Here is a 13,866-nt window from a genome sequence, read left to right on the forward strand (position 1 = left end):
ACCCCGGGGCGGGTGGGGTCGACGGTGCGGGTCCCGGGTGTCCCGGGTGTCCCGGGTGGTGTCCGGCCGAGGACCAGTCGGTCGCCGGGCCGTGCCCCGGCTGATGGGGCGGCGGCAGCGGAGCCCCCACTGCGTGCTGCATCCGGTGCCACTCCGTCTCGTACAGTCACGTTGGCGCTGGCAGGCGGGGCGCTGGCGCCCCGTCCCCTACCGAACGGTACCGTCCCCCGCCGTCGTTTGGTGAACGGCCGGGGACGGTCCGAAGTGCCCATGGCCACAAGGCGAATCGGGCGTACGGCGTCCAGGCGGGTGTTACTGCCCCACTTCACCGTAGGCAGCGAGCAGCACCGCCGGGTCGGGACCCTCCAGGACGGTGGGCTTGGCCAGTCCGTCGAGGACGATGAACCGCAGCAGGTCGCCGCGGGACTTCTTGTCGACCTTCATGGTCTCCAGCAGCTTGGGCCACTGGTCATGGCGGTAGTACAGCGGCAGTCCCACCGACTCCAGGACGGTGCGGTGGCGGTCGGCGGTCGCGTCGTCCAACCGGCCCGCGAGACGGCCCAGTTCGGCGGCGAAGTGCATGCCCACGGAGACCGCCGCGCCGTGCCGCCACTTGTAGCGCTCGTTCTTCTCGATCGCGTGCCCGAGGGTGTGCCCGTAGTTGAGGATCTCCCTCAGGCCGGACTCCTTCAGGTCGGACGAGACGACCTCGGCCTTGACCCTGATGGACCGCTCGATGAGCTCGGCGGTGTGCGGGCCGGCCGGGGTGCGGGCGGCCTGCGGGTCGGACTCGATCAGCTCCAGGATCACCGGGTCGGCGATGAACCCGGCCTTGATGACCTCGGCGAGCCCGGACACGTAGTCGTTGACCGGCAGCGAGTCCAGCGCCGCCAGGTCGCACAGCACACCGGCCGGCGGGTGGAAGGCTCCGACGAGGTTCTTGCCCTCGGCGGTGTTGATCCCGGTCTTGCCGCCGACGGCCGCGTCCACCATGGCCAGCACGGTGGTGGGGATGGCGATCCAGCGCACCCCGCGCAGCCAGGTCGCGGCCACGAACCCGGCCAGGTCCGTGGTGGCCCCGCCGCCCACGCCCACGATGACGTCCGTACGCGTGAACCCGGACTGGCCCAGCGCCTTCCAGCAGTAGGCGGCGACCTCGGCGGTCTTGGCCTCCTCCGCGTTCGGCACCTGGATCGCCACGGCCTCGTAGCCCTGCTCGGCCAGGTCCGCGCGCAGCGCCTCGCCGGTCCCGTCCAGCGCCTCGGGGTGGATCACCGCCACCCGCTTGGCCTTGCTCCCGATCAACCCGCCGAGTTCACCGAGGAGTTGACGACCGACCAGGACCTCGTACGGCTCGGTGCCCGCCGTGCCGCCGACCTGGATCCTTGTAACCTCGTTCGCCATCGCGTCCTCCGGCCGGGGGTCCGGGGGTTGTCCCCCGGGAGATGCGGTCTTCAGCTCCAGTGCGTCCAGGACGGCCTGGGTGACCTCTTCCGGCGTACGCCCGTCGGTGGGGACGACCGCGTGGGCCACCTCGGTGTACAGGTGGCGGCGGGCCTCCATCAGCTCGCGCCACTGCCGGCGCGGGTTGACCGCCAGCAGCGGACGGGCCGTGTTGAGGCCGGTGCGCCTGACCGCCTCCTCGACGTCCATCGACAGATAGACCACCCGGTGGGAGGCCAGCAGGGCCCGCGTGTCCTCGTCCAGGACGGAGCCGCCGCCCAGCGCCAGGACACCCCCGTGCTCGGCCAGCGCGGTGTGCACCGCCCGCTTCTCGATCGCGCGGAAGACCGGCTCGCCCTCGTCGACGAAGATGTCCGCGATCGAGCGGCCCTGCTCGGCGACGATGTCGTCGTCGGTGTCCCGGTAGCCGCAGCCGAGCCGCTCGGCGAGCAGCGAACCCACGGTGGACTTGCCGACGCCCATTGGGCCGACGAGAACGACCACGGGACCGTTCATCGGATCGCCAGGTTGTCGAGGTACGACTGCACGTTGCGGTGGGTCTCGGTCACCGAGTCGCCGCCGAACTTCTCCGCCACCGCGTCCGCGAGCACGAGCGCCACCATGGCCTCCGCGACGATACCGGCGGCCGGGACCGCGCAGACGTCGGAACGCTGGTGGTGGGCCTTGGTCGCCTCACCGGTGACCACGTCGATGGTGGCCAGCGCCCGCGGCACGGTCGCGATCGGCTTCATGGCCGCCCGCACCCGCAGCAGCTCGCCCGTGGTGAGTCCGCCCTCGGTACCACCCGAGCGGCCCGTGGCGCGCCTGACGCCCTCGTCGGTCCGCACGATCTCGTCGTGCGCCTTCGAACCCGGCACGCGGGCAAGCTCGAAGCCGTCGCCGACCTCCACGCCCTTGATGGCCTGGATTCCCATGAGGGCACCCGCGAGGCGGGCGTCCAGCCGGCGGTCCCAGTGCACGTGCGAGCCCAGCCCGACCGGCACCCCGTACGCGAGCACCTCCACGACACCACCGAGGGTGTCGCCGTCCTTGTGCGCCTGGTCGATCTCCGCGACCATCGCCTTCGACGCGTCCTCGTCCAGACAGCGCACCGGGTCGGCGTCCAGCTTCTCCACGTCGGCCGGGGTCGGGTAGACGCCGTACGGGGCCTTGGCCGCCGCCAGCTCCACCACGTGCGAGACGATCTCGATCCCCGCGGTCTCCTTCAGGTACGACCGCGCCACCGCGCCGAGGGCCACCCGGGCCGCCGTCTCGCGCGCGGAGGCGCGCTCCAGCACCGGCCGGGCCTCGTCGAACCCGTACTTCTGCATGCCCGCGAGGTCCGCGTGTCCGGGCCGGGGCCGCGTCAGGGGCGCGTTACGGGCGAGATCGTCGAGGACGGCCGGGTCGACCGGGTCGGCCGCCATGACCTGCTCCCACTTCGGCCACTCGGTGTTCCCCACCATGACCGCCACCGGGGAGCCCAGGGTCAGCCCGTGCCGGACGCCGCCGAGAAAGGTGACCTCGTCGCGCTCGAACTTCATCCGCGCGCCGCGCCCGTAGCCGAGCCGCCGGCGCGCCAGGTGGTCCGCCACCATGTCCGTGGTGATCGGCACGCCGGCGGGCAGACCCTCCAGCGTCGCGACGAGTGCCGGACCGTGGGACTCCCCCGCGGTCAACCAGCGCAACCTGCTCAACGGTGCTCCTCCGTGCTCGCGCCCTGGTACCGCCCTGCGTACGCACGTCCTCGCGTACGGCGACTGCGTGACCGGGTGCGCGGACCGGCCCGCCACCCTCGATCCTGCCACGTCCGCGACGGGGACCCGGCTGCCGGTCCATCAAACGGACGGGCACGGTCAGGAGGCGGCGTTCCGCTGGGTCTGCTGCGGCGCGTAGGCGCCGAGGAAGTCGGCACCGCTGGGCTGCTCCTGCCGGGGCTCACCGCTCGTCCGGGCCTGGGCCTGGGCCTGGGCCTGGGCCTGCTGGGGCGCGTACGCGCCGAGGTAGTCGGCGCCCCTCCCCTGTCCGGACTGCGCCACCGCGTGAACGGGCAGACCGGCGCGGGCCGCGCGACGGCGCGCGATCTTGTTCTTGAGCGTGATGATCCAGGAGACGACGACGATGAGGACGATCAGGGCGAGCACCGTCACCTGCACCCACTCCGGCATGAACTTCAGGACGATCTCGAAGATCTCGCTCTTGCCGCCCGCCAGCGGCACCCCCGTGGACATGATGGACATGGCCGTACTCCCCCCTGGTTCTTCTCCGCCCCCTGCGGAACTCGATGATCCTAGCGATCCGCGAGCGCGTGTTCGCCCGCTTTACGCATGGACTCCACGGGGGCCGGCGAACGGCCCGTCATCTGCTCCACCTGGAGAACCGCCTGGTGCACCAGCAGGTCGAGCCCGCTGACGACGGCCCCGCCGTACATCGACCAGCGCGCCGCGAGGGCGGTGGGCCAGGGGTCGTACAGCACGTCGAAGAGCGTGGCCGGCCGCTCGGGTACGGCGCCGGCGAGGGCGTCCGTCGTACCGGCCGGGGTGGTGGCGACGACCAGGGGGGCGCGCAGGCCCCGGTCCGCGTCCGCCCAGTCCTCCGTGCGCACCTCGACACCGAGCCGCTCGCCCCACTGCCGCATCTCGGCGGCGCGCGCCTCGCTCCGTACGTACGCGACGACCTCGCCGGTGCAGATCCGGGCGAGCGCGGCCAGCGCGGACGACGCGGTGGCACCCGCGCCGAGGATCGCGGCCGAGTCGACCTGCTCGATGCCCCGCTCGCGCAGCGCGGCGATCATCCCGGGGATGTCGGTGTTGTCGCCGCGGCGGCGCCCGTCCTCGGTGAACACCAGGGTGTTGACGGCCTCGACGGAGGCCGCCGTCTCGCTGATCTCGTCGAGCAGCGGGATGACGGCCCGCTTGAGCGGCATGGTCAGGGAGAGCCCGGCCCACTCGGGGCCCAGCCTGCCCAGGAACTCCGGCAGCGCGTCCTCGTCGACCTCGAAGCGGTCGTACGACCAGTCGTCGAGCCCGAGCGCCGCGTATGCCGCACGGTGCAGCACCGGGGAGAGCGAGTGGGCGATAGGGGAACCGAGTACGGCTGCCCGGTGCTTGCTGTCGGTACCGCTCATCATCCGTTCTGCTCTTTGAGGTACTGCTCGCGGTTGCGGTTGTGCTCTTCGTTGGTCACGGCGAAGAGCGTCTTGTCCTTGCTGATCGAGACGAAGTAGTACCAGTCGCCCTTGGCCGGGTTGAGGGCCGCCTTGATCGCCACCTCGCCCGGGTTGGCGATCGGTCCGGGCGGGAGGCCCTTGATCTTGTAGGTGTTGTACGGGTCGTTGATCGCGCGGAGCTGGTTGACCGATCCCGTGGCCAACTTGGACTCGCCCCGCAGGTAGTTCACCGTCGAGTCGAAGTCGAGCAGGCCGTAGGTCTCGGTGTTGTCCCTCTTGAGACGGTTGTAGACGACCCTCGCCACCTTCTCGAAGTCGTCCTTCGAATAGCCCTCGGCCTGGACGAGGCTCGCCACGGTGAGCACTTGCAGCGGGCTGTCCAGATCCAGCTTTTCGGCCTTGTTCTCCAGACCGAGGTCCTCGTATTTCTCCTTGGAGAACTGGACCATTTCCTTCAGGACGTCCTTGGGCTTCATTCCCTTGGAGACGGGATAGGCGGACGGGTAGAGAAACCCTTCCAGCGGATCCTTGATGTCCTTGTTGTCGTTCGCCCATTCGGGAAGGCCGAGCGTCGACCATTCCTTCTTGGCGACCGCGGCGGTCGTGCCCGCCTTGACCTTGAGACGCTTGTCGATCAGTTCGTAGACCTCGGCGTTGCGCCGGCCTTCGGCGACGACCAGGTTGTTGTGACTCTTGGGATCGAGCATGAGCTCGATGGCGCTCGCGGCGGACATCTGCTTGTTGAGCACATAGACGCCGGCCTGGATATTGCCCCCGTTGGGGTTTTCCTGCTGCGCGGCCACGAAGGCGTCGACGCTCTTCACGACGCCGGCCTTCTTCAGCGCCTGCCCGATCGCGGAACCGAAAGCACCTTTGGGAATGGTGACGGTCACCGTGTCGCTCGTGCCGTCCCCCGCGTAGTCGGGAGCCGCGCCGAAACGATTTTGGTAGAACTGGTAGCCGAAATACCCGGCTCCGCCGACGCCTCCGCCGAGAACGAGGACGACAACCAGACAGGCGAGGCCGCTGCGGCCTTTCTTGCCGTCCTTGCCGCTCTTACCGCCCTTGCCGCCTTTGCCGGCCTTCCCCTTCCGGCTGCCGCGGTCGCCCGGACCTTCGGAGTCCTCGTCGTCCTCGTCGTTGCCGCCGGCGAAGAACGCGTGCTCACCCTGGTCCGGCCCCGGGTCCCAGTCGGTCTGCTCGGGCTCGGGTTCGGCACGGCGGCGGGCCGGAGGCTCCGGTGGCGGGTACGCGTCGGACGTGCCGTAGTAGTCGGACTGGTCACCGCCGTACTGGGCGTTCTGCCCCCCGTAAGGGTCCACCGGGTCGGTGGGATACGGGACCTGGCCGTGCGTCTGCGTGCCGGTGTCCCAGCCACCGCCCTGGTACTGCTGATGGTTCTGGTCGGTGTACTGCCGACCCTGGTCGCCGTACGGCTGGTGGCCGTACCCGTCATACGACTGGTGGTTCTGCCCGTCGTAGGGCTGGTGGCCGTGACCCTCGTACGAGTAGTTGCCCTGCCCGCCGTACTGCTGGTATTGCTGTGGCGCCTGACCATAGGTGGCCTGCTGGCCGTGGCCCCAGTCGCCGTACTGCTGCTGGGGCTGCTGCTCTGGATGCTGCTGCGGCTGGCCGCCGTAGGGGGACTGCTGGCCCGCATGGGCCTGCTGTCCGCCCCATCCACCGTCCCCGTACAACGGGTCCTCGGGATGCCACGGTTCGGAGCCCGAGCTCCGGCCATACTCAGTCATCGATCCCCTAGAGCCGCGAGGCGGCGGTCGCGCGGCTCCGCTTCCGTCCCGCCTCGATCTGTGCGGAGGCTGTTCGAATGCCACCGCATCGCGCGGAACGTTACCGTATCGCGATCAGATGACCACTTCGACGCCCTCGCCGGGTGCTTTACCTGACACCCGTTCGGATTCGAGTGCCTGTTGCAGGATGATCACGGCTGCGGCCTGGTCGATCACCGATCTGCCCTTTTTGGACTTCACTCCGGAGGCGCGCAGTCCCTGACTGGCCGTCACTGTGGTCATCCTCTCGTCCACGAGCCTCACCGGAACGGGGGCGATCATGCGTGCCAGTTCCTGTGCGAAGCCGCGGACCTTCACCGCGGCCGGGCCCTCGCCCCCCTTGAGAGAGCGAGGGAGGCCGACGACGACCTCGATGGGCTCGTACTCCTCGACGAGTTGCCCGAGCCGGCGCTGCGCGGCCGGGATGTCACGTCCCGGGACCGTCTCGACCGGTGTCGCGAGGATCCCGTCGGGGTCGCACGAGGCGACCCCGATACGGGCGTCCCCGACGTCGATCGCGAGCCGGCGGCCTCTGCGCATCGCGGCGACCCCTACTTGGCCGTCTCGGTGACCAGGCGCTCGACCGCGTCGACGGCCTCGCCGATGGCGGCCGGGTTCTGGCCACCGCCCTGGGCGACGTCCGGCTTGCCGCCACCGCCGCCGCCGAGGGTCTTGGCGGCCGTGCGGACCAGGTCACCGGCCTTCAGACCGCGCTCGCGGGCGGCCTCGTTGGTGGCGATGACCGTCAGCGGCTTGCCGTTGCTGACGGTGAACAGGGCGACCACGGTGGCCCGTCCGCCCTGGATGCGGCCGCGCACGTCGAGGACCAGCTTGCGCAGGTCGTCGGGGGTCGTGCCGTCCGGGACCTGGCCGGTGACCAGGGCGACGCCCCGGACGTCCCGGGCGGACTCGGCGAGACCGGCGGCGGCCTGGAGCACCTTCTCGGCGCGGAACTTCTCGATCTCCTTCTCGGCGTCCTTCAGCTTGCCGAGCATGGCGGAGACCTTCTCCGGGAGCTCCTCCGGGCGGCCCTTGATCAGCTCCTGGAGCTGGGCGACGACCGTGTGCTCACGGGCCAGGAAGTTGTAGGCGTCGACGCCGACGAGAGCCTCGATACGGCGCACACCGGAGCCGATCGAGGACTCGCCGAGGAGCTTCACCAGGCCCAGCTGGGAGGTGTTGTGGACGTGCGTGCCGCCGCACAGCTCCTTGGAGAAGTCCCCGATGGTCACGACACGGACGCGCTCGCCGTACTTCTCGCCGAACTCGGCGATGGCGCCCTGCTTCTTGGCCTCGTCGATGCCCATGACCTCGGCCTGCACGTCGAGGTCGCGGGCGAGCACCTCGTTGATCTTCTGCTCGACGTCGGTCATCACGGCCGTCGGGACGGCGGACGGTGAACCGAAGTCGAAGCGGAAGCGGCCGGGCTGGTTCTCGGAACCGGCCTGGGCGGCCGTCGGGCCGAGGGCGTCGCGCAGGGCCTGGTGGGTGAGGTGCGTGGCCGAGTGGGCGCGGGCGATGGCCGTGCGGCGGCGGCCGTCGATCGAGGCGTGGGCCGTGGCACCGACGGTGACCTCGCCGACCTGGACGACGCCCTTGTGGACGTACACGCCCGGGACCGGCTTCTGGCAGTCGCGGATCTCGATGACGGCACCCGTGTCGACCTTGATCCGGCCGGTGTCGCCGATCTGGCCGCCGCCCTCGGCGTAGAACGGGGTGCGGTCGAGGACGATCTCGACCTCGTCGCCCTCGGTGGCGGCCGGGGAGGAGATGCCGTCGACGAGGATGCCGACGATCCTGGACTCGCCCTCGGTGTGCGAGTAGCCGATGAAGTCGGTCTCTCCGGCGGTGTCGGCGATCTCGCGGTAGGCGCCGACACCGGCGTGGCCGGTCTTCTTGGCCTGGGCGTCGGCCTTGGCGCGCTCCCGCTGCTCCTTCATCAGGCGGCGGAAGCCGTCCTCGTCCACGGTCAGGCCCTGCTCGGCGGCCATCTCCAGGGTGAGGTCGATCGGGAAGCCCCAGGTGTCGTGGAGCAGGAAGGCCTTGTCGCCGGGCAGGACCGTGCCGCCGCCGGTCTTGGTCTCGGTCACAGCGGTGTCGAGGATGTTCGTGCCGGCCTTCAGCGTCTTGAGGAAGGCGGCCTCCTCGGCGAGGGCGACCTTCTCGATGCGCTCGCGGTCGGTGATGAGCTCGGGGTACTGCTGGCCCATCATGCCGATGACGGTGTCGATCAGTTCCTTGACGACCGGACCGGTGGCGCCGAGCAGGCGCATGTTGCGGATGGCGCGGCGCATGATGCGGCGCAGGACGTAGCCGCGGCCCTCGTTGCCGGGGGTGACGCCGTCGCCGATGAGCATCACGGACGTGCGCATGTGGTCGGTGACCACGCGCAGGGACACGTCGGAGTCCTTGGCGTCGCGGTACGCGACACCGGTCAGCTCGGTGGCCTTCTTGATGACGGCCATGGAGGTGTCGATCTCGTACATGTTCTGCACGCCCTGCAGAATCATGGCGATGCGCTCCAGGCCGAGGCCCGTGTCGATGTTCTTGCTGGGCAGCTCGCCGAGGATCTCGAAGTTGTCCTTGCCGATGCCCTCGCCGCGCTCGTACTGCATGAAGACGAGGTTCCAGATCTCCACGTACCGCTCGTCGTTGACGGCGGGGCCGCCCTCGACGCCGAACTCGGGGCCGCGGTCGTAGTTGATCTCGGAACACGGGCCGCAGGGGCCGGGGACGCCCATGGACCAGTAGTTGTCCTTCATGCCGAGGCGCTGGATGCGCTCCTTCGGCACACCGACGACCTCGTGCCAGATGCGCTCGGCCTCGTCGTCGTCCTTGTAGACGGTGATCCAGAGCTTCTCCGGCTCCAGGCCGTAACCACCCTTGTCCTGGGGCGTGGTGAGCAGCTCCCAGGCGTACTTGATGGCACCTTCCTTGAAGTAGTCACCGAAGGAGAAGTTGCCGCACATCTGGAAGAACGTGCCGTGCCGGGTGGTCTTGCCGACCTCCTCGATGTCCGGCGTGCGCACGCACTTCTGGACGCTCGTGGCACGGGCGTACGGCGGCTTGACCTCGCCCAGGAAGTAGGGCTTGAACGGGACCATGCCGGCCGGGACGAGGAGCAGAGTCGGGTCGTCCGCGATGAGCGACGCCGAAGGGACGACGGTGTGACCGCGCTCCTCGAAGAAGCTCAACCAGCGGCGGCGGATTTCAGCCGACTCCATCAGTGGTCCTCATTCCGGTTGTACGAGTACGTCGTCCCGTCGACGACGTACGTCTTCGGCTTGGTGCGGTTCTCGATCGCGGCGTACTGCCGCGGGGCTGGGAGCTCGTGGTCGACCGGTGCGTTCAGGCCGAGCGCGTCGCCGAGTTCGGCTTCACGCTGGGCCATGCCGTCACGGACGTCGAGCGCGAAGCCGACCGCGCGGTCCTTGAGCCGGTGACCCGTCTCGATCGCCTTGTTCGCCGCCGTCGCGGCGAGGTTCTCGGGGGTCAGCTGCTTCAGCTTGCGGTTGACCTTGGTGGTGGCCCACACACCGGCGGCGACGCCCGTGGTGAACCAGAACGTACGGCGGAACATCGCTCGGTCAGTCCTTCTTGTCCCGGGTGTTCCGCTTCCCCCGCCGCGCGGACGAAACGGTGCGGCCCACGATCACGGTACGCCGGGGCTCCTTGGCGGAGTCGCTCTCACGGCGGCCGATGGCCCGGCGGACGCCGTAGCCGAACGCCGCCACCTTCACCAGGGGGCCGCCGAAGGTGGACGCCACGGTCGTGGAGAGCGCCGACGCGTTCGAAGTGACCTCCTGGACGTCCGACGCGATCGCGTCGACCCGGTCGATCTGGGTCTGTGCGGAGCGGACCGCGGTGGAGGCGTCGGCGAGCAGCGGGACGGCCTGGTCGGTCACGTCCGCGACGAGCTTGGTGGTCGCCTTGAGCGTCTGGGCCAGCCTCGCCAGCGCGACGGCGAGGAAGGAGACCAGGATCGCCCAGAAGACGGCCACCAGGATCCCGGCCACCTCTCCACCGGACACTGTGTGCACCCGCTCCCTGAACATGCTGGAACATGCCTGAACATCGAAAAGTCGTGCCCCCGAGCCTATCGCGCCGGGGGTGCCACTCCGTACCGCATTACTGGCTCCGTAGCGCATAACCGGGTTCCCGCGCGGAAAACGCGGGAGCCCGCCGCCCCGACCGCCCCGGAGGGCGAGGGGAACGGCGGGCTGACGCGCGGGAGGTGCTACGTCCGTCGGAAAGCGATCCGGGAAAGGATCAACGGGCGTAGTACTCGACGACGAGCTGCTCGTCGCAGATCACCGGGATCTCCTTGCGGTTCGGCTCGCGGTCCAGGCGGAACGCCAGGGCCTTGAGGTTCACCTGGAGGTAGCGCGGGGTCTCACCGTCGGCCGCGAAGCCACCCTCACGGGCGACCTGGAAGAGCGACTTCTCACGGCTGCGCTCGCGCACCATGACGACGTCGTCCGGCTTGACGCGGAAGGACGGCTTGTCGACCTTGTGGCCGTTGACCTCGATGTGGCCGTGGGTGACCATCTGGCGGGCCTGGTAGATCGTGCGGGCGATGCCCGAACGCAGGACCAGGGCGTCGAGACGGCGCTCCAGCTCGATGATCAGGGCCTCACCGGTCTTGCCCTGAACCTTGGAGGCACGGTCGTACGCGCGGACGAGCTGGCGCTCGGACACGTCGTACTGCGCGCGCAGACGCTGCTTCTCGAGCAGACGGACCTTGTAGTCCGAGTTCTGCTTGCGGCCGCGGCCGTGCTCGCCCGGCGGGTAGGGGCGGGCCTCGAAGTACTTGACGGCCTTCGGGGTCAGCGCGATGCCGAGGGCACGCGACTTCTTGACCTTGGGGCGGGACTGGTTCGCCATGAACCAAACACCTCGTGTTTCTCTTCTGAATTCGGCTTCACCAGGGTTAGGGGAGGTCGCATCCGCAGCCCGGGAAACCCGTGAGGCCGTGTGACGGGCCGTACGGGCAGCCGCTCCCAGGTCTGGGCACATACGTGCAGCACGCGAGTGGCCCACCGACCGATTCCCGGCACCGGGAGGGTGGTGGGCTGCCCGCGACACCTTCGACGGTGCGCGACGCTCCTGGAATCCCGGGGCCTTTCGATCCCGAAGTTCCGGCTGGATGTCCCGCTCTGGTGATGCCGACGCCTTTTTGAGGTGCCGGACGCGGGACGCAGCGCTTCGGGCAAGTCTACAGGGCGGTCAGGACCGCTTCCGACCGAGGTGCTTCCTGGTCCACTCGACCGCGTCCGCGTAGCGCGCCTCGGCTCCGTGCCGGGTCGGTGCGTAGTACTCACGGTCCTTGAGTGCGTCCGGGGCGTACTGCTGGGCGGCGATGCCCTCGGGTACGTCGTGCGGGTACACGTACCCCTGTGCGTGGCCGAGCTTGGCCGCGCCCTTGTAGTGCCCGTCCCGCAGGTGCGGGGGCACGGGGCCGGCCAGTCCCTTGCGTACGTCCTCCATGGCGGCGCCGATCGCCGTCGTCGCCGCGTTCGACTTGGGGGCCAGGGCGAGGGCGATGGTGGCGTGGCTGAGGGTGAGCGCGGCCTCGGGGAAGCCGATCATGGCGACGGCCTGAGCGGCGGCGACGGCTATCGGCAGCGCGTTCGGATCGGCGAGGCCGATGTCCTCGCTGGCGGAGATCATCAGGCGGCGGGCGATGAACCGGGGGTCCTCGCCGGCCTCGATCATGCGGGCCAGATAGTGCAGGGCGGCGTCGACGTCGGAGCCCCGGATGGACTTGATGAGGGCGCTCGCCACGTCGTAGTGCTGGTCGCCGGAGCGGTCGTACTTCACGGCGGCGCGGTCGACGGTCTCCTCGAGGGTCTGCAGCCCGATCTCCGTCTCGCCCTTGTCGAGGGCGGCTCCGGCGGCGGCCTCCAGGGCGGTGAGGGCGCGGCGGGCGTCGCCGCCGGCGATCCGCAGCAGGTGCGACTCGGTGTCCTCGGGGAGGGTGACGGAGCCCTTGAGCCCGCGCTCGTCGGCGAGAGCGCGGCGCAGGAGTCCTCGTACGTCGTCGTCGGTGAGCGGTTCGAGGGTCAGGAGCAGGGAGCGGGACAGGAGGGGCGAGATCACCGAGAAGTACGGGTTCTCCGTGGTCGCGGCGATCAGGGTCACCCAGCGGTTCTCGACGGCCGGGAGCAGGGAGTCCTGCTGGGCCTTGCTGAAGCGGTGGATCTCGTCGAGGAAGAGGACGGTCTCCTTGCCGAAGCCGCCGGTGGCGCGGCGGGCCCCGTCGATGACCGTGCGGACTTCCTTCACACCCGCGGTGATCGCGGAGAGCTCCACGAAGCGCTTGTTGGTGGCCTTGGAGACGACGTACGCGAGTGTCGTCTTTCCCGTGCCGGGAGGGCCCCAGAGGATCACCGAGGACGGTCCGGCCGGGCCGCCGCCGGACTCGCCGACCAGTCTGCGCAAGGGGGAGCCCGGCTTCAGCAGGTGCTGCTGGCCCACCACCTCGTCGAGGGTGCGCGGGCGCATACGGACGGCCAGGGGGCTGCCGGACGGGTCCTTCTCCTGGCGTTCTTCTGCGGCTGCGGTGAACAGGTCGGGCTCCACGTCCGAAACCCTATGTCACCCCACTGACAACGCCCCCGGGTGCCCGGCGGGCGTCAGCTGGTCCAGAAGTCCCACCAGCGGGTCAGGATCAGCATGCCGATGACGCCGATGTGCATCACGGGCAGGACCCAGGTGAACTCGCCGAAGAAGCTCTTGAGCCGGCTCGGGGCGGGCAGGAAGCCGTTGCGGACGTTGAAGGACGTCACGTACCAGAACATGATGATCGTGGCGACCCAGGCCAGGCAGCACCACAGGCAGAGCGAGTTGATCCGGTACAGGGACTGGAACATCAGCCAGGCGCAGAAGCCGACGCCGAAGAGGGTGCCCGCGTTGAAGGTGAGCCAGTACCAGCGCGGGAAGGTGGCACGGGCGAGGAGGCTCATGCCCACGCAGATGACGATGCCGTAGGTGACGAGGCCCAGCATCGGGTTGGGGAACCCGAAGGCGGCGGCCTGGTCGCTCGTCATGATGTTGCCGCAGGAGACGACGGGGTTCAGGCTGCAGCCCGGCGTGAAGTCCGGGTCCTCCAGCAGCTTGAACTTGTCGATCGTGATGATCCAGGAGGCCAGCAGTCCCGCCGCGCCGGTGATCAGCAGCAGGATCGCGAAGGCCCGGCCGGCCCCCGCGGTGCGTGGAGTGTGGGTCTGTTCCCGCTCCATGGAGACGTCGTCCTTGACCGTCGTCTTGCTCATCTCGTCGTATCCGTAGCGTCGTAGGAGGGCTTCCGGGCAGGGTCATTGTGCCGTACACAAGGGCCGGTCCACCGTTCGCTGGACATAAGGGCGGGGCGTTCGCGCACCGAGGTCGTCCGACGGGAGGAACCCGCGTCCGCGGGGTTGACGCGGGGGCACTCGCCCCCGCCGCCCGTACCCGTCCCATCCC

Annotated in this window: 13 protein-coding genes; all 13 read right to left on the bottom strand. The window is 69.7% G+C overall.

The window, feature by feature from the left end; all coding sequences use genetic code 11:
- On the bottom strand, positions 1–142 hold a 142-nt coding region (locus FNH04_RS49485; RefSeq protein WP_228031647.1), incomplete at its 3' end, for a Pro-rich N-terminal domain-containing protein.
- Between the two features lie 170 nt (positions 143–312).
- Positions 313–1,959, bottom strand: coding sequence for a 3-dehydroquinate synthase (aroB, locus tag FNH04_RS27695; protein WP_152788520.1), 1,647 nt, complete (start codon positions 1,957–1,959; stop codon positions 313–315).
- Positions 1,956–3,140 carry a chorismate synthase gene (aroC, locus tag FNH04_RS27700; RefSeq protein ID WP_152788521.1) on the bottom strand — a complete coding sequence of 395 codons (1,185 nt, stop codon included), beginning with the start codon at positions 3,138–3,140 and terminating at the stop codon, positions 1,956–1,958. The genes aroB and aroC overlap by 4 nt, the downstream gene beginning before the upstream one ends.
- A 159-nt stretch (positions 3,141–3,299) precedes the next feature.
- Positions 3,300–3,683 (bottom strand): hypothetical protein, encoded by a 384-nt coding sequence (locus FNH04_RS27705; protein WP_322724013.1) that lies wholly within the window; start codon positions 3,681–3,683, stop codon positions 3,300–3,302.
- A gap of 50 nt (positions 3,684–3,733) precedes the next feature.
- Complete coding sequence (locus tag FNH04_RS27710; RefSeq protein ID WP_152788522.1) at positions 3,734–4,570, bottom strand: shikimate dehydrogenase; 837 nt, start codon at positions 4,568–4,570, stop codon at positions 3,734–3,736.
- The gene (mltG, locus tag FNH04_RS27715; protein WP_152788523.1) at positions 4,570–6,363 is read right to left on the bottom strand and encodes an endolytic transglycosylase MltG; all 1,794 of its coding nucleotides are present in this window, start codon (positions 6,361–6,363) and stop codon (positions 4,570–4,572) included. Before mltG ends, FNH04_RS27710 begins: the two co-directional genes overlap by 1 nt.
- Before the next feature lie 114 nt (positions 6,364–6,477).
- Positions 6,478–6,942 (bottom strand): Holliday junction resolvase RuvX, encoded by a 465-nt coding sequence (gene ruvX, locus FNH04_RS27725; RefSeq protein ID WP_152788525.1) that lies wholly within the window; start codon positions 6,940–6,942, stop codon positions 6,478–6,480.
- 11 nt (positions 6,943–6,953) lie between these two features.
- Complete coding sequence (gene alaS, locus FNH04_RS27730; protein WP_152788526.1) at positions 6,954–9,626, bottom strand: alanine--tRNA ligase; 2,673 nt, start codon at positions 9,624–9,626, stop codon at positions 6,954–6,956.
- Positions 9,626–9,982 (bottom strand): hypothetical protein, encoded by a 357-nt coding sequence (locus FNH04_RS27735; RefSeq protein WP_152788527.1) that lies wholly within the window; start codon positions 9,980–9,982, stop codon positions 9,626–9,628. The genes alaS and FNH04_RS27735 overlap by 1 nt, the downstream gene beginning before the upstream one ends.
- Before the next feature lie 7 nt (positions 9,983–9,989).
- Entirely contained in the window at positions 9,990–10,442 is a 453-nt protein-coding gene (locus FNH04_RS27740) for a DUF948 domain-containing protein (protein ID WP_322724017.1), read from the bottom strand.
- A gap of 229 nt (positions 10,443–10,671) precedes the next feature.
- A complete protein-coding gene (gene rpsD, locus FNH04_RS27745) occupies positions 10,672–11,286 on the bottom strand; it encodes a 30S ribosomal protein S4 (RefSeq protein ID WP_152788529.1) in 615 nt (204 codons plus the stop codon).
- A gap of 342 nt (positions 11,287–11,628) precedes the next feature.
- Positions 11,629–12,984, bottom strand: coding sequence for a replication-associated recombination protein A (locus FNH04_RS27750; protein ID WP_322724019.1), 1,356 nt, complete (start codon positions 12,982–12,984; stop codon positions 11,629–11,631).
- Between the two features lie 53 nt (positions 12,985–13,037).
- Positions 13,038–13,676, bottom strand: coding sequence for a vitamin K epoxide reductase family protein (locus FNH04_RS27755; RefSeq protein ID WP_152788530.1), 639 nt, complete (start codon positions 13,674–13,676; stop codon positions 13,038–13,040).
- Between the last annotated feature and the right edge of the window lie 190 nt (positions 13,677–13,866).

The organism is Streptomyces phyllanthi, from assembly GCF_009377205.1.
In the GTDB taxonomy this organism is placed as follows: domain Bacteria; phylum Actinomycetota; class Actinomycetes; order Streptomycetales; family Streptomycetaceae; genus Streptomyces; species Streptomyces phyllanthi.

Coding starts and splice junctions, on each gene's coding strand:
- aroB (WP_152788520.1), bottom strand. CDS start 1,959: ATGAACGGTCCCGTGGTCGTTCTCGTCGGCCCAATGGGCGTCGGCAAG.
- alaS (WP_152788526.1), bottom strand. CDS start 9,626: ATGGAGTCGGCTGAAATCCGCCGCCGCTGGTTGAGCTTCTTCGAGGAG.
- FNH04_RS27710 (WP_152788522.1), bottom strand. CDS start 4,570: ATGAGCGGTACCGACAGCAAGCACCGGGCAGCCGTACTCGGTTCCCCT.
- ruvX (WP_152788525.1), bottom strand. CDS start 6,942: ATGCGCAGAGGCCGCCGGCTCGCGATCGACGTCGGGGACGCCCGTATC.
- FNH04_RS27735 (WP_152788527.1), bottom strand. CDS start 9,982: ATGTTCCGCCGTACGTTCTGGTTCACCACGGGCGTCGCCGCCGGTGTG.
- mltG (WP_152788523.1), bottom strand. CDS start 6,363: ATGACTGAGTATGGCCGGAGCTCGGGCTCCGAACCGTGGCATCCCGAG.
- FNH04_RS27755 (WP_152788530.1), bottom strand. CDS start 13,676: ATGAGCAAGACGACGGTCAAGGACGACGTCTCCATGGAGCGGGAACAG.
- rpsD (WP_152788529.1), bottom strand. CDS start 11,286: ATGGCGAACCAGTCCCGCCCCAAGGTCAAGAAGTCGCGTGCCCTCGGC.
- FNH04_RS27705 (WP_322724013.1), bottom strand. CDS start 3,683: ATGTCCATCATGTCCACGGGGGTGCCGCTGGCGGGCGGCAAGAGCGAG.